A 17,877-nucleotide genomic window follows, 5' to 3' on the forward strand; every position below is an offset into this window, starting at 1 on the left:
TACCATCGCTAGTTGTAGACTTCGGCCTTAACCCTGTCGTACTTGAATTTCCTGTGGCACCCCGGGGCACAACTGCCGCCGGTCGAGGTGATCGAGAAATTCAGCGGGATCTTCCACGCCCCGAACTGCGACCCCTCCTTGTTGATCAGCTTCTCACCGTCGCTGGCATGCGCTTCGTGGCAGATGCGGCAGGTGCGCCCCTTGCGCGCCACCACGTGCACGTAGTGCAGGTTGCGGTTGCCGTTTCTGAACTTGGTGTAGATCGTGGTCTCGGGGAACCGGAGCAGGTTCCGCTCGTGACACTTGAGACAGGCGTCGTACGCCCCTTCCTTGTAGGGGAGGTACAGGTCGTCCGGGTAGTTCCCCTTGAGCATCCGGAAGTTGTCCGAGCCGTGCGGGTCGTGGCAGGCCCGGCAGTCCCCCTTCTTCAACGGACCGTGCAGGAAGGGTTTCCCCTCGATCTGCTTCTTGATGTTCTTAAGCGGCGGCGTGCCGAGTGTGTCGGTGCCGTGGCATCCCAGGCAGACGGTCATCTGGTCCGCCGAGAGCATCCCCTTGGCCTTGCCGTAATGCGAGGAGTGGCAGTTGGAGCACCCCCCCTCCTGGAGCATCGGCTTGTGCAGCACCTTGGCCGAGGCGACCACCTTGCCGATATTCTTGTGGCATCCGGTGCACAGGTCGGGAAGCTTGTTCTTGATGAACATGCGGTTGGGCGACCCGTGCGGATCGTGACAGGCGGTACAGGAGTCCTTTCCCACCGGCGGGTGCACCACCGTGGCCTGTTTCAAGAGCTTGGCGAAGTCGGCGTGGCAGGAAAGGCAGATGTCGCGGACCTTACCCTTCATGAGCCCCTTCTCGGCGGAATCGTGCGGATCGTGGCAGGTACCGCAGGAGCCGACCGCGGCCGGCCCGTGCATGAACTTCTCCTTGAACGGCTTGGCGTCGTGGCAGTTCAGACAGAGTGCGGAGCGGTCCTCCCCCACGTCGAGCAGGAAGCGCTGCGCAGCACCGTGGGGTTTGTGGCAGCCGGTGCACTCCCCTTCCTTGACCGGCGCGTGAACCAGCCTCTTCTTCCCGATGCCCTCGTGGCAATCCTTGCAAAGGTCCGCCCCCTTGGCGGTGAGGTCGAAGCTCTTGGCCCCCTTGACCGGGTGCTCCTTTCCCTTCTGGACATGGCAGGGGGAACAGTCGCCGTCTTTAACCGGAGCGTGGGGATACTTGACCGCAGCGAGGGGGGCGTGACATTCCGTTGTCGTACAGGACGCAGCGAAGGCCGGGCAGGTGCAGAACAGGGCGAGACCGGCCAGTGCAGTTGACACTAAAGACAACACTTTCATGGAAGGCTTCCTAAGTCCGGATGGTTGGTTGGGGTGAAGAGAACGGTTAACTGTGCGGGAAAGCGCAAAAAGCGTCAGTGCTCCAGAACACGGGACAGCCTGACCGCACGGCTAGCCGGGTACTAAATAGCTACCTGGCCTGGGAGTTAGGCCCATGATAAATATCACTATCAGAAAAACTTTTCAATATTAAACATCTGCCCGCACCGGCCGCGAAAAGGCCGGCAGCAAGGCAGGGGAGCCCCTCGGGACGGGCCGGGAGGCAGGGGGGGAAGCGGAAGCCTTAACCCTCCGGGTAGTCGGAGAGGGCGAGGAAGGTCTCCTTCAGCTCGAAGGAAAAGATGGAGAACATGCGTTCGGCCAGGCGGGTAGTGAGCACCGGCGGGAACAGCGGTACGGCCAGGCGGTAGATCAGGTCCAGCATCCCGTCGTGGGGGTTTTCCTCCAGGAACAGGGCGCCGTACTGCAGGACGGGCGCGAAGAGGAGCGCCTCCTCCATGACCGCGTCGTCCTCGCTGAAGTAGGGGAGGATCATCTCGAGCGAGAAGCAAAGCCCGGAGCCGCCGGCGTCCTCGGAGATGCTCAACAGCAGTTCGTCCTGCGGCGAGCCGTACTCGAGCGCCTCGGGGGAGACGTTACCCGCCGGGAGCACCATCACTTTGCCGTGCACGGGATCGATGCCGTAGGGGGCGCCGCGGTTGGCCAGGAAGCGTTCCAGCTGCTGGTATCCCTTGGTCTGCAGCCTGCCCATGCCGCGGTAGAAGGCGGGGCGGAACTGGTCCCGGTTGGCGATCAATTCCTCGAGAGGAACGAACTCCTGCTCGGCGGCCGCAGGCCTGGCGCTCCTGATTTCCGCGTTATTTACCACGAGCTTGAGGTGTGACCTCTTGCGCTCGTCCTTGTCCTTGCTCACGTGTTACCCCCTGATGCTGCCTGCCCTTCTGTAATACACCGGCGGCAAGACGGGTGTCAACCAGCAAAACCGGCGCCGGGCGACGGCTTCCCCGACGGCTGCTGCTCCAGGCGGGAAAAGGGGTACGAAAAAACGCCGGGCGCGCATCTTGGGCGCGTCCCGGCGTCTATGCAGCTATGATGGTTGCGGTGCCCGACGGCGCCGGCCTAGAAGAAGCGGGCGCCGGCCTTGAGATCGTTGACCGTAATGGTCACCTTGCCCCCGTCAACCTTGGCGGGAAGGTAGGAGGGGTTGCAGCCGCCCGCCGAGGCCGCGCCAATCTTGTTGATGGCGAACTTCTGGTTGCAGTTCAGGCAGTTCATCTTATCCCCCTGCTGTTCATACCCCTTCTTCTCGTGGTAGCAGACGTCGCAGGCGTCGAAGGCGACGTGCAACTTGCCGTCGCTCCCCTTGACCACGAAAAAGTTGATCTCCTTGCCGGCGTCGGCGAACTTGTAGAAGTGTGCCTTGCCGTCGCTCACCTTGGCGACCGGGATGGTGATGCTGCCGGCGGCCGGCTTCACCGTCTCGTATTTGCCCATTCCCGGAAGGCTGAAGGCGAAGGCGGCGCTGGCCATGGCCGCCACGGCGACGGCGATGAGAAGGAGGGTCTGGAATCCTTTTTTGCTCGACTGAACCATGTGTTGCTCCTTTTGGGGCCTGACGGGCAGGCGGTTGCTGGATCGTGCCACGGGGGCGACGCTAAAGTCTTATTGGGCGCCACCGCAGCCGCGCTGGCCGCAGCATCCGCCGGGGGCGGCCTTGCCCCCGACGTCACGCCCGACCACGCTTTTGAACTGCTGCGGGGTGATCACCTGGGCCACTTGGGACTGAAATCCGCTCTTGCGCACGGCCTGGGCGAGCTGGTCCGGCGCGGTCTGTTTCGAGTCGTACCCCGCCACTACCAGGCCCGACTCCAGGTCCACCTCGGCCGCCGCCACCCCCTTTTGGGACTGCAGGGCGTCGGTTATCTTCTTGACGCAGCTGCCGCAGGTCATACCGGAGGTGCGCAGCACCACCACCTGGTCGGCGGTAGCCCCGACCCGCACGTAGCAGGCGAAAACGGCCAGCACGGCGACTACGATGACGATGAGGGCGGCGTTGAGGATCTTGTTTTTCATGGGCTGCTCCCGATCGGGCGCCTCAGGCGCGGGATGCGCCCGGCCGGCCCGGCACGCTCCTCATTGTACAAGGAGTGTGCCACGGCACCCAAGGGAGCTAACTACCAGGTATCACTGCGCCGGCTGCCTCGCCCCGCTCGGGGCGGATGCGAAACCTGTGGAATATCCTGCAGGCGCAGTAGGATTTTCCACAACCTCATCCGTTCACCGGGAGCAGCACCTTGAAGGTCGCCCCCCTGCCCGGCTCGCTCGTCGCGGCCACGCTGCCGCCGTGTCCCTCCACGATCTTCTTGGTGATGGGAAGCCCCAACCCGGTGCCGTTCCCCTTGGTGGTGAAGAAGGGCTCGAAGATCTGGGCGATGGCGTCGGCGGCAATCCCGCCCCCCTGGTCGGTGAAGCGGATCTCGACCAGCCCCGCCTCCCGGTCAAAGGAAGTCGCCACCTGGACAGCCCCCCCTTCCGGGGAGGCCTGGATGGCGTTCAGCATGATGTTCAGGAAGGCCTGGCGCAGCTTCTCCGGGTCCGCCACCAGTCGCGGCAGAGTGCCGCAGGAGAGGTCGAGGCTCACCCCGCAGCTGCCGGCCTGGGCCGAGAGCAGGGTCACCATGTTGGCCAGTTCCTCGTTGATGTCGCATTCCCTTTTGTCGGCAGGCTCCGGACGCGCCATGCGCAGGAAGTCCTCCACCACCCGGTTGAGCCGGTCCGACTCCTTGACCAGGATCTCCAGGAACTCTCCGCGCCGCTCGGCCGGGACCCCCTGCTCCATCAGGATCTCGGCGGTGCCGCGGATGGAGGCGAGCGGGTTCCTGATCTCGTGGGCCAGGATGGCGGAAAGCTCGCCCAAAGCGGACAGGCGCTCGGCACGCCGCAACTGCTCCTCGATCCTGATGATCAGTTCCGACTGGGTCTTGAGCTGCCGGTAGGAGTCTTCCAGCCCTTGGGCCGTCCGCTCCAGCTCCTCGCGCCGGCAGCGCTCCTGCTGCGACAAAAACCCGGTGATCCCCCCCACCACGTTGTAGAGGATCACCTCCAGGTACTTCTCCATCTCCATGGCGATGTGCCCGCCCCACTGGAACAGGATGTGCGGGGCGTAGGCGACCGTCACCAGGATGGCGCAGCCGATGCCGCCGCGGAACCCGAACCAGTAGGCGGCCAGGATGATGGGGATGTAGTACAGGCGCTGGAAGATGTCGTGCAGCATCCCCAGCCTGAGCGGCGTCAGGTAGTGCAACAGGCTGATCGCCACCACGCAGGCGAACAGGGCGCCCCCTTTGACGAGACCGGCAGGCCTGCTGGCGGGCGCCACGCTACTGCTCCTCCCAGCCGATGCACGACACCGGGCAGAGCTCGACCGCCTGCGTCTGGATTACGTCCTCCGCAGCGCCGGCGGGATCGAAACACTCCGACTTGCCGTGACTGTCGAAGCGGAACACCTGCGGGCAGTTGGCGATGCAGATGCCACAGCTGATGCATTGTTCCTTGTCCACCCATGGTCTTCTTGCCACCGGTTCCCCCTTCTCTATCCGAGGTCGGCCCGGCCCGGGGCCGGGACCACAGGCCACTATAGCGCAGATGGCTGCCAACTTCCCAATGAAAAATGGGTCAAGGAAACCTTGACAATCGCACCGGCCACCGGAGAATCGTTAGATTGCCTTAACGGTGCACAAGGGGGACGAGATGCGCAGCTGGAGAGACATGACCGGCAAGATCTGCCTGGTGACCGGAGCCACCTCCGGGATCGGCAGAGCCACTGCGCTCGCACTGGCCCGGAAGGGAGCGACGCTGATCGGCGTGGGGCGGGACCGGGTACGCTGCGAGCGGAGCGCCGAGACCATCGTGCGGGAAAGCGGTAACTACCAGGTCGAGTTCTGGCAGGCGGATCTCTCCAGCCAGGCGGAGGTCCGCGCCATCGCGCGCCGGTTGAGCGCGGTGCACCCGCGCCTGGACCTGTTGGTGAACAACGCCGGGGGGAGGTTCGACCGTCGTGTCACCACCGCCGAAGGGATGGAGATGACCTTCGCCCTGAACCACCTGGGTTACTTCCTGTTGACCCTGCTGCTCATCGAGCGGCTGCGCGTTGCCGGGCGGGCCCGGGTGGTGAACGTGGCCTCGGCGGCGCACCGTGCCTGCCCGGGAATGAATTTCGATGACCTGAACCTGGAACGGGATTACGACGGCAGAAGAGCCTATGTCCAGTCCAAGCTGGCCAACCTGCTCTTCACCTACGAACTGGCCCGGCGCCTGGAGGGGAGCGGGATCTCGGCCAACGCGGCGGCGCCGGGGAACGTGCTGACCCGCTTTGCCCTGAACAACGGCTTGCGGAGTTGGCTGTCCCACATAGCGGGCTCGTTGAGAAGCGGCAGGCTGGTCGGGCCTCGCCGGGCCGCTCGCACCGTGCTTTACCTGGCCTGTGCCGACGACGTCGCGGACAAAAGCGGCGGCTACTACTTCGAGGAGCAGGAGACCGACTCATCACCCGCCTCGTACGACCAAGCCGCAGCGGAGCGCCTTTGGCGGGCGAGCCTGGAACTGACCGGGCTTGCAGACCAGGCGCGCCAAGGGAGGCTGCCATGAAAAAGCTGTGCATGGTGCTGCTGGCGCTCACGGCGGTGGCGGGGAGCGCACAGGGCGATGAGACCTACTACCCGTACCAGTTCTACGACGACTACTACCGGCAGCAGGAGGAGGCTCCCCCCGCTGCCGGGCCGGAGGCGGGAGAGCACCCGCGGCAGAGCGGTTCTTCGGCACAGCGGGCGCCGCTGTTTCTGTTTCCGGCGGAACTCGGCTTCTGGGTCGCGGCCGGGCGCCACGAGGATCTCTTTTACCTCGCTCCGGGCTATTTCAAGGTCAGCGGTGGAGTCTGGTATCGAGCCAAGTCCTGGCGCGGCCCCTGGCTCCGGGTGCCGCCCGGCAAGCTCCCCCCCGAGCTCGGCAGGCGCACCCTGACCCAGATGCGCGTACTGCGCAACCGGGAGTTCCGCCTGTTTTGGGAGCAAAAGGGGAGCTACCGGGGACGGGTGTTCCGCCCCGGACTGGAGCCGGTGCAGCCGACGGGAAAGCGGCCTAACTAGGCCACGATGCTGCCGCCTCAGGTGAACCCCGAGCCGACCGTGCAGGCATAACAGTGATCAGCGGCGGCAATAGGGGTGCCGGCCGGGGGGAGTTCGACAAGGTCGGAGATGAAGCGCGCTGCGCCGCCGTGGGCGAGCCCCCGGGCCAGGTGGAAATCGCAGTCGTAGAGCCGCCCGCGCCAGTCCACGGAAAGCTGGCTGCGGCACATGAGCCCGGCCACGGCGCAGGGGTTGAAGCCCGCCCAGAGCTTTTCCAGGTAGCCGTCCAGGTTCCCGGAGCGCTCCAGGAAGCTCCGGAACCGCCCCAGGGGAACGTTGGCGAAGGTGTAGAGGTTATGGAAACTGACGCCGTGCTTGCGGGCAAGGTCGCGCCGGAACTTCTCCTGGGCCTGGAGCTGCTGCGGCGGCAGGAAGGCGCCGGAGGGGTTGCTGACCAGGTCGAGCTCGAGGGGACTTCCCGGCAGGCCGTAGCCCAGGGCGTTCAGCCTCTCAAGCACCCGGATGCTCCTCTGCCACACCCCGACGCCGCGCTGTGCCTCGGTCTGGGATTGGTTGCCGGCGGGAAGCGAGGCCACCAGCACCACCTGCAACTCGCGGTACAGCCGCAACAACTCCTCGCCGCGCTCCCCCTCCAGCGAGACCAGGTTGGTGCGCACGATGAGCCTCGGGGTCTCCGGCGCCACCCCCCGCACCAGGTAGGGGAGTTCCGGGACCAGTTCGGGGGCGCCCCCGGTCAGGTCGATGCTGGCGAACCGGAAGCGGCGGGCACAGGCGATCACCTCCGCCATTACCTCCAGCTGCATCATCTCGCCCCGCGCCGGCCCCGCCTCCAGGTGGCAGTGGCCGCAGGCGAGGTCGCAGGCAAATCCAACGTTCACCTGCAGTGCCGTGGTCCGCTCCCGGGTCAGCGCGAGTCCATGGCGCGCCAGCCGCTCACCGAAACTCTCCCCCCGCCTCTGAATTGCCTCGTCCATCCCGCCTCCTAAAGCGAGAGCTTCTCGGCGATCTTGCGCATCTGCACGCCGTGCACCAGGGAGGCACCGCCACGGATCGCGGTCACCACGTGCAGCGCTTCGGTCATCTCGCCCAGGTGCGACCCTTTTTCCAGACAGGCCCTGGTGTAGGCGTCGATGCAGTAGGGGCATTGCACGGTGTGGGCGACGGCGAGGGCGATCAGCGCCTTTTCCCGCTCGGTGAGTTCGCCTTCGGCGAAGACCTCGTTGTAGTAGTCGAAGAATTTGCCGGCCAGTTCCGGCGCGTCCTTGCCGATCTCGGCGAAGCTCCCCAGGTCTCTCGGGTCGTAGTAGGTCTCCATCCTGTTCTCCTTTGAAGGCATTTGAGTGGGCAGTGCGCCAGCATACCGAAAAGACCGTCGGGGGTAAAGAGGGAAAGCCCGCCACTCTCATTAGATTAAAGCAGAGACGCCGGGGGCGGAATGGCCCGTGCCTTGATGGTGGCGGGGGGGCAGCCGTCACGTGAGTGGTGGCAGCCGCCTCAGCTTCATGAAAAAGTCGCTTGAAATGGTGCAAGCTGTCATTATACTTGTGCCGAATCGACAGACAACAGCAGGGAGGATGCATGGAGAACGAGGGGAGGAGGAGGTTTCTCGGGGTCTGCGTGGCCGGTGCCACGGCCGCCGCTGCGGTCGCCGCAGGTTACCCGGTTTTCCGCTACCTGGCGCCCAGGGCGGGCCAGGAGGGGGCAGCCAAGCTGGTGATACCGGCGGGAGAACTCAAGGAAGGAGACGCCAAGTTTTTCGAGTTCGCCGGTTCCTCGGCGGTCCTGATCAAGACCAAGAGCGGCGAATTGGTCGCCCTCTCCGCGGTCTGCACCCACCTGGGCTGCATCGTGCAGTGGGTCAAGGAGAAGCAGCAGTTCCAATGTCCCTGCCACGGCGGCCAGTTCTCCACCGACGGCACCGTGCTGGGGGGCCCTCCGCCGCGTCCGCTCGCCAAGATCCCGCTCACCGTCACCGAAGGCAATATCACCATCGGCTAACCGTCCAGGGAGGCAAACGCCCATGCTAAAGAGGCTGTACCGCTGGCTCGACCTGCGCATCGGGGTCGGCGAGATCGTGGAGAAGGAGCTGACCGGCTACCTGCTGCCGCGCAACATTAACGAATGGTATTCACTGGGGAGCGTGCTCCTGATCATCTTCGCCCTGCAGGTGGTCACCGGGATGCTGCTCATGATCTACTACGTCCCCGACGCCGACAAGGCCTTCAAGAGCGTCACCTTCATCATGAACGAGGTTCCGTTCGGCTGGCTGATCCGCCTGTGCCACGCGGTGGGGTCCAACATGATGGTGGCTGTGCTCATCCTGCACATGCTCTCTACCCTGCTCATGGGGAGCTACAAGGCGCCGCGCGAGCTGAACTGGGTCACCGGTTTCACGCTGCTCGCCCTGGTGCAGGGAGTCTCGCTCACCGGCTACCTCGCCCCCTGGAGCCAGCTCTCCTTCTGGGCCACCACGGTCGCCACCAACAGCGCCAGCGCCGTCCCGGTCGTGGGGCCGTACCTGGTGGAGTTTCTGCGCGGCGGCAAGCTGGTCGGCCCGCCCACACTGGGGCGCTTCTTCGCCCTGCACGCAGCGGTACTCCCCGTGGTGATCGCCGCCTTCATCGGCGCGCACCTGTTCCTGTTGAAGCGCACCGGCATCTCCGCGCCCCCTTTCGGCAGGGAGGGAACCGCCAACCCCTTCGAGGCACAACAGTACCACTACCAGGGGCACCCGGGGGGGATCCCCTTCTTTCCCAACTACGTGCTGCAGGACCTGACCTCGATCTCCATTTACTTCGCCGTGTTCCTGGCGGTGGTCTTCTTCTGGCCCGGGATGCCTTTCACCCCGGACGCCTTCGTCCCCGCTGATCCCTTCAAGACGCCGGCGCACATCAAGCCGGAATGGTACTTCCTGGCCAACTATCAGACCCTGAAGATCTTCCCGAGCGAGCTTTTGGGGCTCTCCGTGCAGGCCGCGGCGATGACCTTCCTGGCGCTGCTCCCTTTCATCGACCGTTCCCCGGAGCGGCATCCCCTGAAGCGGCCGATATTCCTGACCCTGGTGATAGCGGGCATCCTGCTCTGGATCGCTCTTAGCGTATGGGGGCACCTGTCATGATTCGCAAACACACCCTGGCCATCCTGCTCCTTGCCTCGCTCGCCTTCCTGCGGCCGGCCCAGGCCGCCCCGGTGGAGCAACCTGAGACGGTCTGCATCCAGTGCCACGGCTCGCTGCCGGACCGGCTCGGGGCCCCGGTCAACCTGTGGCGCAGCAGCATTCACGCCGAGAACGGCATCTCCTGCAACGGCTGCCATGGCGGCGACCCCAAGGACGCGGCCAATGCCATGACCCCGCAACGTGGCTTCCTGGGCGCTCCCAAGGAAAAAGACATTCCTGCCTTCTGCGGGCGCTGCCACCCCGGCGTCTACAAGGATTACCTCTCCAGCGCCCACGGCAGGGCTCTTGGCGCCGGCGGTCCCACCTGCGTGACCTGCCACAGTAATCACCAGGTGGTGAAGGCGTCGCTGGCACTCATCAACGAGAAAAGCTGCACCCGCTGCCACAGCTTCGACAGGGCGCGCGCCATTCGGGACGCGATGCAGCAGACCGAGGCCTATATCGACAACATCTCGCGCAGGATTGCCGACTTCCAGGTGAGCGGCGTGGACACCGAAAAGATGGGCAAGTCGCTGTTCGCTGTGAGAAACCGCTTCCATACCCTGTTCCACGACGTTGACGTGGCCCGTGTCAAGGGGGAGTCGGCGGCTATCAACAAGGAGCTGGGGAAACTGGATGCGACCCTCAAGGAGATCGAGCGGTCGCACGAGAAAAGGCGCCTTGGGGGGGGAATCGCGGTCGGGTTCATGGTCCTGCTCGCGATCCTGTTTCATCTGATGAAGAAGAGCTACGACTAGAGTTTCTTGAGTCCGAAGAGGAACTTCTGGTACTGGACCTGGCCATTTTCCGTGAGTGGGCAGGTAATCCGGGCCAGGGGTTCCGCCGCCTGGGGGCCGTAGAGGACACCGGGGGGGACGTTGCGGGTGACCACGCTCCCCGCCACCACCACGGCCCCCTCGCCGATGGTAACGCCGTGCAGGATGGTGCAGTTGGGGCCGATGAAGGCATCCTTCTCGATGACCACCCCCCCCTTGACGTCGTCCGGAGCCTGGTCGCCCAGATAGAAGTGGGCAAAGATGGTACAACGCAGCCCAATGGTGACGTTGTCGCGGATCTCGATCTTCTCCGGGTGCTGCTCGTCGAGGTAGACCATCTGGCTGATCCAGACTTTCTTGCCGATCCGGACCCCGCGCATCCTTTGCAGCCACGGGCGCAACGTGTACCCCCCGGGGGCGACCATGGCGACCCTCCCCAGCACCCTCTGCAGGATCCTCAGCCGCATCACCGCCGCCTACCCTTCACTGCCGGCGCAGGGTGCCCCGCTGCGCTTCCCTTCTACGAAGTCCGCCACCCGCTGCACCGAGTCGAGGTTCTCCGGGATCAGTTCCTCGTCCGCCACGGCGACCTGGTAACGCTCCTGGAGATAGGCCACCAACTGCAGGATTCCGGTCGAATCGACGATCCCTTCCCTGATGAAGGAGCTGTCGTCGGTGAGCCCTCCGGCATCACCGAAGAGGAAATTTTCCACCACGAAATTCCTGATCTCATCCTTTAGGTTCATCTGTCGCCTCCTTTGCTGTGCGGTTATTCCCACTCCACCTCTTCCACCAGCAGCGGCGGGAGGTGCAGGTAACGCGTCGTCTTTCGCTTGGTATCGATGTCCCGGAACACCATCCGCACCTGTTGCGGCTCGAGCCCCAGGGCGGCGGCTGTGCTTTCCGCCGGGATGTCGTGGTTTCGGGCGTAGAGACAGAGGTCCATCATCTGGTAGGGGAGCGAGAAGTAGAACTCATCCTGCCCCTGCGCCAGGGAGTAGGTGTCCGTGGTCGGCTTTCTGCTGCGGATCTCGGCGGGAATGCCGAGGAACTCCGCGAGTTGGTACACCTGGGACTTGTACAGGTGGGCGATCGGCTTGATGTCGGCGGCGCCGTCACCGAGCTTCACGAAGAAGCCCTGGTCATATTCCAGGCGGTTGGGTGTGCCGGCAACGGCGTAGTTGAGCCGGTCGGCATGGTAGTACTCAAGCATCTTCCTGATGCGCTGCTTGAAGTTGGTCGCGGCCACGATCTCCAGATAGGGCTGCAGCGGGAGGCGCACTGTGGACTGTACCTGCTGGGCGTTTTGGGTGACCAGGTAAAAGGAGGTGAAGCGGGGCTGGTTCGCCACCCCGGAGATGACGATCTTGGAGGCCCAGCCGTCGCCGTATTCCGGCACCACCATCCTCACCGCGTTGTCGTACTTCTCGTAGAACCCCACCGACTGCAGAATGCCGGAGATGTCCTCGACGATGGTCGGGATGCCGAGCGCGCCGGCTACCTTGCCGCTCAAAGCCAGGGTCTCCCGCGCCGAATGCCGCTCGGGCATCTCCAGGCCGATCACCCGCTCCCGGCCCAGCGCCCGCACCGACAGCGCGGCAGTGACGCTGCTGTCGATCCCGCCGGACAGTGCCACGACCACCCCGCCCCTCTTCACCTGGTTGCGCATCAACTCCCTGATCCGGGCGCAAATCCGGTCGGTCTCATGTTGCGGGTCAAGCCGGAGCACCTCGGCTGTAAATCCTTTCGTTGTTGTCATAAGACACCTTCTTTCACGCCCCTGGGCCACGGGTCGTGCAGCATGAGTTGAACTACGGTCGCGGTGCTGCGCCTCGACACCCTGCCGTCAACCGCACAGGCTCAGGCAAGAGGAACGGTCAATCTTGCCGCTTGGGTACTTCGGGAGCGCCGCGACCAGCCTGATCTCCCCCGGGACCTTGTGCCTGGGTAGCCGGGCATGGCAAAAAGAAAGCAGAGTCCGGTCGCTGGGGTTCCCTCCCAAGGGAACCGCCAGTGCTACCAGCTTCTTGCCCAACAGCGGGTCATCCAGTCCGAGCACCACCACCTCCAGCAGCGATCCGCTGGACATGAGCACCTCCTCGATCTCCTGCGGGTCGATACGGTGCCCCCCCACCTTGAGCAGATGATCCTTCCGTCCGGTCACGTAGAGGTAGCCGTCGGCGTCGCGGTAACCGAGGTCGCCGGTATGGTAGCCGTTGCCGTCCAGCACCCGGGCGGTCGCTTCGGGGTCGTTCCAATAGCCGATCATGATGTTGGGCCCCGACGCAACCAGTTCGCCGCATTCACCGTCGGAAAGCTCCTCCCCCTGCGCATCCAGCACCCGCACCGTCACGCCGGGGATGGCCCTGCCGATGGAGCCGAGCTTTTCCTGGAGCCGCTCCGGCTCGACGTAGGTGAGCCGTGCCGCCGCCTCCGTGGCGCCGTACATGATAAAAAGCTTGGTGTGCGGAGGGAGGACCTGCAGCAGCCGCTCCTTGATTTCGCGCGGCATATGGCCGCCGGCCTGGGTGCAGTAGCGCAGGCTCGGGAGCCGGTCCCGGAACGAGGCCAGCGGTGAGCGGTGCAACAGGTAGGCATAGGTCGAGGGCACACCGGAAAAACCCGTCACCCCCTCTTCGGCCATCTGCCTGATCACCGACGCGGTGTAGGCGAAGTTGTTGTTGATCACCACCGTCCCCCCCACCGAGATGTGGGTGTTGAGTAGCGATTTACCCATGACGTAAAAGAACGGGAGCACCACCATCTGGATGTCGTTCTCGGTGAGGCACAGATACTGCGTGATCGAGCGGGTGTTGCTGACGATGTTGCGGTGGGACAGCATCACTCCCTTGGGCTTCCCGGTGGACCCCGAGGTGTAGATGATGCTGGCCAGGGCCTCGGGGGAGAGGCGGCCTGTCCCTTCCGTGAGCTCCTCCGCCATGAGTGCCTCTTCCCACCCCCATACCAGGCGCGGCTCGCTTCTTGTGAAAGAGGCGTCGACGGCAACCAGGAAGCGGACCGAGGGGGGCGCCTGGTGGAGTTGCTGCAACAAATGGCCGGCTCCCTGCTCCAGGATGATTCCCGCCGGTTGCAGTTCGTCCAGCAGGCGGCCCAGCGTTGCCTGCCCGGTCTCCACATTCAGCGGCACGGCCACCGCTCCGGCCTTCAGCACGCCGTAGTAGCTCGCCACGTACTTCACGCCGTTGCTCAACAAGATCGCGATCCTGTCCCCCGGGAGCACTCCCCGCTGCACCAGAAAGCCAGCTAACCGACTCGCCGATCGGTTCAGCTGCCGGTAGGTAACCCGCTCCCCGTCGTGGACCAGGGCAACCTTGTCCGGGCGTGTCGCCGCGCTCGATTCCAGGAATCTATGCACCATCTGCAGTTCCATGGTCTCTCCCGTCAGTGGGGGACGTCGCCGATGTCCAATCCCGCCCCTCCGTCCTCCGCTCAGCACCGTAGCGCACCAGGTCCGGGCTCACCCTGCGCACCCCCTTGTAGGAGGCGGAAGCCAGAAACTGCCGGTGCAGGATCTCAGTGGAGAGTACCCCCATGAGAGCCATATTGGCGAACTCCCCGACCGTCCCTGACGGGGCTTCGAGCACCCTTTGGTAGAGACGCGCCACCTTGGCCGCATCGAAGTACCCGCTCGCCTTCAGGCTTGGTCCGGACAGCAGCTCGTCCACATAGTCCGCAGACGCGGTCGCTGTGAACAGTGCACTTACCGGCGCCCGGTACGGGTGTTTCGGCCTGTCCGCGATCCGCGGCGGCAAAAGATTGCGGCAGGACCTGCGCAATAAATACTTCTCCTGCAGCCCCCTCATCTTCCACTTGGCCGGTAGCCGAAACGCGAAATCGATGACCCGGTAGTCCAGGAAGGGGTGGCGCATCTCCACCGAGTGGGCCATGGCGACCCGGTCCCCCTGTGAAGAGAGGAGAAAACCGGCCAGGAACAACTCGATTTCCAGCACCTGCGCGCGACAGAAGAGGTCACGGCCGGCGAATCCCTCCGGCAGCCAGCGCCCCAGCTCCTCCCGGGGGTCATAGCCGGACAGGCAGCTGCGATATTCCGCTGAGAGGAAGGTGAGGTTGCGGATCCCCCCCCCCCAGCGCACGGCATGGGAGAAGAAGGGATCTTGCAGTTGCTCCGGCTTGGCGGAGAAAAATTCCTGCAGGAATGACCGCCCGCGCGAGGGATTATTGAAGATGTAGGGGTAGAGCCGCTCCAAAAGCCTCGGCCGCCGCGCTGAGCCTGGACGTCTCCCCCAATAGTCCCTGACCTTGGCCTCTTTGAAGATGTGATACCCTCCCAGCATTTCGTCCGCCCCCTCTCCCGAGAGGACCACCTTGTAACCCTCGGAGTGCACCAGTTGCGACAGCAGGAACATGGGGACCGGCGAACTGCGCAGGGTCGCCTGCTCACAGTGCCACACCGTTTCCGGCAGCAGGCGCCTGATCTGCTGGTCTTCCACCAGCACGCGCCGGTGGTCGGTCCCCAGGTGGCGCACCATTTCCTCCTGCGCCAGGCTTTCGTCGAAGGCCGCATCGGCAAAACCGAGGGAGAAGGTCTTCAGGCGGCTTTTGCAGTGGCGCGCGATCAGCGTTGCGATGATGGAGGAATCGAGCCCCCCGCTCAGGTAGGCCCCGACAGGGACGTCGGCTCGCAGCCGCAGGCGCACCGCGTCTTCCAAGAGCTCGGCAAAGCGCTCGGTAGCCTCGGACAGCCCGAGCCTGAAGTGCTCTTCCGGCGGGAGGGCAGGGATGCGCCAATAGGCCTTGGGACGGGAGGGCTGACCTTTGACCTGCAGGTAGTGCCCCGGAGGCAGCGCCTCGATCCCCGCGAAGAAGGTCCTGCCAGGGAGGGTGCTCCAAAAAACGAACAGCTGCCCGATCGCCTCCGGGTCGAGTTCCCTGCGACCGGTAACGGCGAGGATAGCCTTGATCTCGGAAGCGAACAGCAGTTGACCGCCACTCCAGGTGTAGTACAGCGGCCGCACTCCGACCCGGTCCCTGGCCAGGAAGAGCTCGCCCTTTGTGCTGTCCCAGATCGCGAAGGCGAACTGTCCGTTGATCCTGTCCAGGCAGGCGGGCCCGTACTCCTCATACAGGTGCAGCAGCACCTCGGTATCGGTCTGAGTGCTGAACCGGTGCCCGCGGGCAAGCAACTCCCGTTTCAACTCGAGGTAGTTGTAGGCCTCACCGTTATACACGATCCACAGTTCCCCGGTCTCGTTGCAGATGGGCTGGATGCCGCCGTCGATGCCGATAATGCTCAAGCGCAGATGTCCCAGGGCGACCCGGTGGTCGAGGTAGACACCGGACTGGTCTGGCCCACGGTAACGCAGCGGCGAGATCATGGTCACCATCTGCTCCAAGGTGGGGGGCGGCTGGTCTGCCATGTTAATTATTCCAGCAATACCGCACACTTTGATCCTCCTGGCAGGGCGTTGCCTGCCCTCCGGCCGGCGCAAAACCATTAAACTATACCAATGTAAGTTTTGGAAGCAACGCGCAGCGCCTTTTTTGGCGGGAGTGTGGGGAAGGTTAAAGAAGGAGGGGCTTGATCTTTCATTAGTGTGACAACCGTCACAAGCGTTCCGGCGGGGAACTGCTACTGTCTCGTTCAAACAAACAGCTGCAGCCAGATATCGATAATACTAAAACTTCCGCGAGGAAGTGACGGAAAGCCTAAGGGTCTCACGCAGACAGCCGGGTTGCCGAAATATCCACTGGATACCAAGGCACCGGCTTTTTTTGCGTCCGGAGTCTCTGCAGCTAAGACCAAAGGGGAAAAGGAGGCTAGATGAGCACCCCAACCACGGCGGCCAGAAGCAAAGCAGGGCGCCAGTCAGGAACCTCGCGGGCGGGCAGCAAGCCCCCCAGGGAAAACCACCTGCCGGACCGGCACAAAGAACAGGAGGAAGCAGCCTAATGTCCAAAAGCAGTACACGAAAAAGCCTTGCCGTCCTTACCAGGATGGCCTTCATTGCTGTCATGGTTTTCACCGCGATGGCGACAACGACGCTGACAGCAACACCGGCGGCGGCAGCTCAGGCCAACATCGCCTGGAGCGCTCCGACCGACAGCACCGGGGTAACCGGCTACAAAGTCCACATCGGCGGGAGCAGCGGCAGCTACTCGCAGCACATCGACGTCGGCAGCACCACGAGCTACTCGAGCAGCAGCCTAAGCGACGGGAGCACCTACTACTTCGCCGTCACCGCTTACAACGCGGCGGGGGCCGAGAGCGCCTACTCCAACGAGATCAGCAGGAGCTTCCCGGCACTCCCCACCACGTACACCATCACCGCGACGGCCGGTGCCGGCGGCACCGTCACCGCCTTGAGCAACACCAAGGTGAGCACGGCGACCAGCGGCAGCTCCACCATCACCAGCGTGACCGTCACCTCCGGTGCGAGCCAGTCCTTCAGCATCACCCCCGCCACAGGCTACAAGGTGGCTGGGGTCACCGTGGACGGCGTCACTAAAGGTGCCGTCACCTCCTACACCTTCAGCAACGTGACCGCCAACCACACCATCTCGGCCAGCTTCACCCTCAACAGCTACAGCATCACCGCCAGCGCCGGCACCGGCGGCAGCATCACCCCGTCCGGGACCGCCACCGTCGCCGCTAACGGGAGCCAGAGCTACACCATCACCCCCGCCACAGGCTACAAGATCGCCGCGGTCACCGTCGACGGCGCATCGGTGGGCGCAGTGGGCAGCTACACCTTCAACCTGGTCAGCGCCAACCACACCATCGCCGCGAGCTTCGCGCTCAACAGCTACACCATAACGGCAACGGCCGGCACCGGCGGCAGCATCACCCCCTCGGGGACCGCCACGGTCTCGAGCGGCAGCAAGAGCTACACCATCGCGGCGGCCAGCGGCTACAAGATCGCGGACGTCAAGGTGGACGGTGTCTCCAAGGGAGCCATCGCCAGCTACAGCTTCAGCAACGTCACCGCCAACCACACCATCGCGGCGAGCTTCAGCGTGGCAAGCGGCATAACGGTCTTCGCCACCAATGCCGGGGGCGCCGCCTTTACAGGCAGCGACGGGACCGCCTACAAGGCCGACAGCTACTATTCCGGCGGCACCGCCAAGGCCATCACCGCGACCATTGCCGGCACAACTGATGATGTGCTGTACCAGAGCTACCGCTACGGCAGCACCACTGCCGGGAGCGTCATGTCCTACAATATCCCTGTTGCCAACGGCAACTATTCGGTCGTGCTGAAATTTGCGGACAACGTGGGGACCGGCCAAAGGGTATTCGACGTAAAAATGGAAGGAACCACTGTTCTTTCGAATTTTGACATCTATGCCAAGGCTGGCAATAATACTGCTTACGATGTGACGATACCTGTCAGCGTGGCTGACGGCGTGCTGAACATAGGATTTGTGACCAAGATCAGCAGCCCGAAGATCAACGGCATCGTCGTGAAAACCAGGTAGAAAAA

20 protein-coding genes and 1 riboswitch are annotated in these 17,877 nt (G+C 64.0%); of the genes, 7 read left to right on the plus strand and 13 right to left on the minus strand.

The features are described 5' to 3' along the window. Nucleotides 1-8 precede the first annotated feature (8 nt). From JFN91_RS15380 to JFN91_RS15405, 6 genes are all read right to left on the minus strand, one after another. On the minus strand, nucleotides 9-1,337 hold the full coding sequence (locus tag JFN91_RS15380) for a cytochrome c3 family protein (protein WP_199390071.1): 1,329 nt from the start codon (nucleotides 1,335-1,337) through the stop codon (nucleotides 9-11). Between the two features lie 283 nt (nucleotides 1,338-1,620). Beyond that, on the minus strand, nucleotides 1,621-2,250 hold the full coding sequence (locus JFN91_RS15385) for a hypothetical protein (RefSeq protein ID WP_199390072.1): 630 nt from the start codon (nucleotides 2,248-2,250) through the stop codon (nucleotides 1,621-1,623). Between the two features lie 206 nt (nucleotides 2,251-2,456). After that, entirely contained in the window at nucleotides 2,457-2,930 is a 474-nt protein-coding gene (locus tag JFN91_RS15390) for a DUF2318 domain-containing protein (RefSeq protein WP_199390073.1), read from the minus strand. A 69-nt stretch (nucleotides 2,931-2,999) separates the two neighbouring features. Beyond that, the gene (locus tag JFN91_RS15395; protein ID WP_199390074.1) at nucleotides 3,000-3,410 is read right to left on the minus strand and encodes a heavy-metal-associated domain-containing protein; all 411 of its coding nucleotides are present in this window, start codon (nucleotides 3,408-3,410) and stop codon (nucleotides 3,000-3,002) included. Nucleotides 3,411-3,606: 196 nt separating this feature from the next. After that, on the minus strand, nucleotides 3,607-4,716 hold the full coding sequence (locus tag JFN91_RS15400; protein ID WP_328747197.1) for a two-component system sensor histidine kinase NtrB: 1,110 nt from the start codon (nucleotides 4,714-4,716) through the stop codon (nucleotides 3,607-3,609). A 1-nt stretch (nucleotide 4,717) separates the two neighbouring features. Next, nucleotides 4,718-4,915 (minus strand): ferredoxin, encoded by a 198-nt coding sequence (locus tag JFN91_RS15405; protein WP_199390075.1) that lies wholly within the window; start codon nucleotides 4,913-4,915, stop codon nucleotides 4,718-4,720. Nucleotides 4,916-5,087: 172 nt separating this feature from the next. Between JFN91_RS15405 and JFN91_RS15410 the strand changes: the two genes are divergently transcribed. Together JFN91_RS15410 and JFN91_RS15415 are read left to right on the plus strand one after the other, a co-directional pair. Continuing rightward, a complete protein-coding gene (locus tag JFN91_RS15410; RefSeq protein WP_199390076.1) occupies nucleotides 5,088-5,984 on the plus strand; it encodes an SDR family oxidoreductase in 897 nt (298 codons plus the stop codon). Continuing rightward, nucleotides 5,981-6,481, plus strand: a complete 501-nt coding sequence (locus JFN91_RS15415) for a hypothetical protein (RefSeq protein ID WP_199390077.1) — start codon at nucleotides 5,981-5,983, stop codon at nucleotides 6,479-6,481. The genes JFN91_RS15410 and JFN91_RS15415 overlap by 4 nt, the downstream gene beginning before the upstream one ends. A gap of 17 nt (nucleotides 6,482-6,498) precedes the next feature. Here JFN91_RS15415 and arsS read toward each other — a convergent pair whose 3' ends face one another. Together arsS and JFN91_RS15425 are read right to left on the minus strand one after the other, a co-directional pair. After that, the gene (gene arsS / locus JFN91_RS15420; protein ID WP_199390078.1) at nucleotides 6,499-7,455 is read right to left on the minus strand and encodes an arsenosugar biosynthesis radical SAM (seleno)protein ArsS; all 957 of its coding nucleotides are present in this window, start codon (nucleotides 7,453-7,455) and stop codon (nucleotides 6,499-6,501) included. An 8-nt stretch (nucleotides 7,456-7,463) separates the two neighbouring features. Then, on the minus strand, nucleotides 7,464-7,796 hold the full coding sequence (locus tag JFN91_RS15425) for an arsenosugar biosynthesis-associated peroxidase-like protein (RefSeq protein WP_199390079.1): 333 nt from the start codon (nucleotides 7,794-7,796) through the stop codon (nucleotides 7,464-7,466). A 263-nt stretch (nucleotides 7,797-8,059) separates the two neighbouring features. Here JFN91_RS15425 and JFN91_RS15430 point away from each other — a divergent pair, with 263 nt between their 5' ends. From JFN91_RS15430 to JFN91_RS15440, 3 genes are read left to right on the plus strand one after another with little or no spacing between them, the layout of a single operon-like run. After that, nucleotides 8,060-8,479, plus strand: coding sequence for a QcrA and Rieske domain-containing protein (locus tag JFN91_RS15430; protein ID WP_199390080.1), 420 nt, complete (start codon nucleotides 8,060-8,062; stop codon nucleotides 8,477-8,479). Nucleotides 8,480-8,501: 22 nt separating this feature from the next. Next, nucleotides 8,502-9,599 (plus strand): cytochrome b, encoded by a 1,098-nt coding sequence (locus JFN91_RS15435; RefSeq protein WP_199390081.1) that lies wholly within the window; start codon nucleotides 8,502-8,504, stop codon nucleotides 9,597-9,599. Further along, complete coding sequence (locus tag JFN91_RS15440) at nucleotides 9,596-10,396, plus strand: cytochrome c3 family protein (RefSeq protein WP_199390082.1); 801 nt, start codon at nucleotides 9,596-9,598, stop codon at nucleotides 10,394-10,396. The genes JFN91_RS15435 and JFN91_RS15440 overlap by 4 nt, the downstream gene beginning before the upstream one ends. On the opposite strand, the gene JFN91_RS15445 is transcribed toward JFN91_RS15440, so the two are convergent. The 5 genes from JFN91_RS15445 to asnB form a co-directional block, all read right to left on the minus strand. Continuing rightward, complete coding sequence (locus JFN91_RS15445; protein ID WP_199390083.1) at nucleotides 10,393-10,881, minus strand: acyltransferase; 489 nt, start codon at nucleotides 10,879-10,881, stop codon at nucleotides 10,393-10,395. The two genes, JFN91_RS15440 and JFN91_RS15445, sit on opposite strands and share 4 nt — an antisense overlap. 9 nt (nucleotides 10,882-10,890) lie before the next feature. Then, on the minus strand, nucleotides 10,891-11,160 hold the full coding sequence (locus JFN91_RS15450) for an acyl carrier protein (protein WP_199390084.1): 270 nt from the start codon (nucleotides 11,158-11,160) through the stop codon (nucleotides 10,891-10,893). 23 nt (nucleotides 11,161-11,183) lie between these two features. Then, the gene (gene nadE / locus JFN91_RS15455) at nucleotides 11,184-12,173 is read right to left on the minus strand and encodes an NAD(+) synthase (protein ID WP_199390085.1); all 990 of its coding nucleotides are present in this window, start codon (nucleotides 12,171-12,173) and stop codon (nucleotides 11,184-11,186) included. Between the two features lie 87 nt (nucleotides 12,174-12,260). Further along, nucleotides 12,261-13,805, minus strand: a complete 1,545-nt coding sequence (locus tag JFN91_RS15460; RefSeq protein ID WP_199390086.1) for a class I adenylate-forming enzyme family protein — start codon at nucleotides 13,803-13,805, stop codon at nucleotides 12,261-12,263. Then, complete coding sequence (gene asnB / locus JFN91_RS15465) at nucleotides 13,783-15,891, minus strand: asparagine synthase (glutamine-hydrolyzing) (protein WP_215907416.1); 2,109 nt, start codon at nucleotides 15,889-15,891, stop codon at nucleotides 13,783-13,785. The genes JFN91_RS15460 and asnB overlap by 23 nt, the downstream gene beginning before the upstream one ends. A 169-nt stretch (nucleotides 15,892-16,060) precedes the next feature. Then, nucleotides 16,061-16,136: riboswitch (cyclic di-GMP riboswitch) on the plus strand. Nucleotides 16,137-16,217: 81 nt separating this feature from the next. On the opposite strand from asnB, the gene JFN91_RS22305 reads away from it, so the two are divergent. Then, on the plus strand, nucleotides 16,218-16,346 hold the full coding sequence (locus JFN91_RS22305) for a hypothetical protein (protein ID WP_268898712.1): 129 nt from the start codon (nucleotides 16,218-16,220) through the stop codon (nucleotides 16,344-16,346). Next, nucleotides 16,346-17,872, plus strand: a complete 1,527-nt coding sequence (locus JFN91_RS15470) for a malectin (RefSeq protein ID WP_199390088.1) — start codon at nucleotides 16,346-16,348, stop codon at nucleotides 17,870-17,872. Before JFN91_RS22305 ends, JFN91_RS15470 begins: the two co-directional genes overlap by 1 nt. Nucleotides 17,873-17,877 lie beyond the last annotated feature (5 nt).

It is taken from the genome of Geomonas anaerohicana (assembly GCF_016458305.1).
Lineage (GTDB): Bacteria > Desulfobacterota > Desulfuromonadia > Geobacterales > Geobacteraceae > Geomonas > Geomonas anaerohicana.

Excerpts from the sequence above, each read along its gene's own strand:
- JFN91_RS15380 (WP_199390071.1), bottom strand. The coding sequence starts at position 1,337 with ATGAAAGTGTTGTCTTTAGTGTCAACTGCACTGGCCGGTCTCGCCCTG.
- JFN91_RS15390 (WP_199390073.1), bottom strand. The coding sequence starts at position 2,930 with ATGGTTCAGTCGAGCAAAAAAGGATTCCAGACCCTCCTTCTCATCGCC.
- JFN91_RS15395 (WP_199390074.1), bottom strand. The coding sequence starts at position 3,410 with ATGAAAAACAAGATCCTCAACGCCGCCCTCATCGTCATCGTAGTCGCC.
- JFN91_RS15410 (WP_199390076.1), top strand. The coding sequence starts at position 5,088 with ATGCGCAGCTGGAGAGACATGACCGGCAAGATCTGCCTGGTGACCGGA.
- JFN91_RS15415 (WP_199390077.1), top strand. The coding sequence starts at position 5,981 with ATGAAAAAGCTGTGCATGGTGCTGCTGGCGCTCACGGCGGTGGCGGGG.
- arsS (WP_199390078.1), bottom strand. The coding sequence starts at position 7,455 with ATGGACGAGGCAATTCAGAGGCGGGGGGAGAGTTTCGGTGAGCGGCTG.
- JFN91_RS15425 (WP_199390079.1), bottom strand. The coding sequence starts at position 7,796 with ATGGAGACCTACTACGACCCGAGAGACCTGGGGAGCTTCGCCGAGATC.
- JFN91_RS15430 (WP_199390080.1), top strand. The coding sequence starts at position 8,060 with ATGGAGAACGAGGGGAGGAGGAGGTTTCTCGGGGTCTGCGTGGCCGGT.
- JFN91_RS15435 (WP_199390081.1), top strand. The coding sequence starts at position 8,502 with ATGCTAAAGAGGCTGTACCGCTGGCTCGACCTGCGCATCGGGGTCGGC.
- JFN91_RS15440 (WP_199390082.1), top strand. The coding sequence starts at position 9,596 with ATGATTCGCAAACACACCCTGGCCATCCTGCTCCTTGCCTCGCTCGCC.
- JFN91_RS15445 (WP_199390083.1), bottom strand. The coding sequence starts at position 10,881 with ATGCGGCTGAGGATCCTGCAGAGGGTGCTGGGGAGGGTCGCCATGGTC.
- JFN91_RS15450 (WP_199390084.1), bottom strand. The coding sequence starts at position 11,160 with ATGAACCTAAAGGATGAGATCAGGAATTTCGTGGTGGAAAATTTCCTC.
- nadE (WP_199390085.1), bottom strand. The coding sequence starts at position 12,173 with ATGACAACAACGAAAGGATTTACAGCCGAGGTGCTCCGGCTTGACCCG.
- JFN91_RS15460 (WP_199390086.1), bottom strand. The coding sequence starts at position 13,805 with ATGGAACTGCAGATGGTGCATAGATTCCTGGAATCGAGCGCGGCGACA.
- asnB (WP_215907416.1), bottom strand. The coding sequence starts at position 15,891 with ATGGTTTTGCGCCGGCCGGAGGGCAGGCAACGCCCTGCCAGGAGGATC.
- JFN91_RS22305 (WP_268898712.1), top strand. The coding sequence starts at position 16,218 with ATGAGCACCCCAACCACGGCGGCCAGAAGCAAAGCAGGGCGCCAGTCA.
- JFN91_RS15470 (WP_199390088.1), top strand. The coding sequence starts at position 16,346 with ATGTCCAAAAGCAGTACACGAAAAAGCCTTGCCGTCCTTACCAGGATG.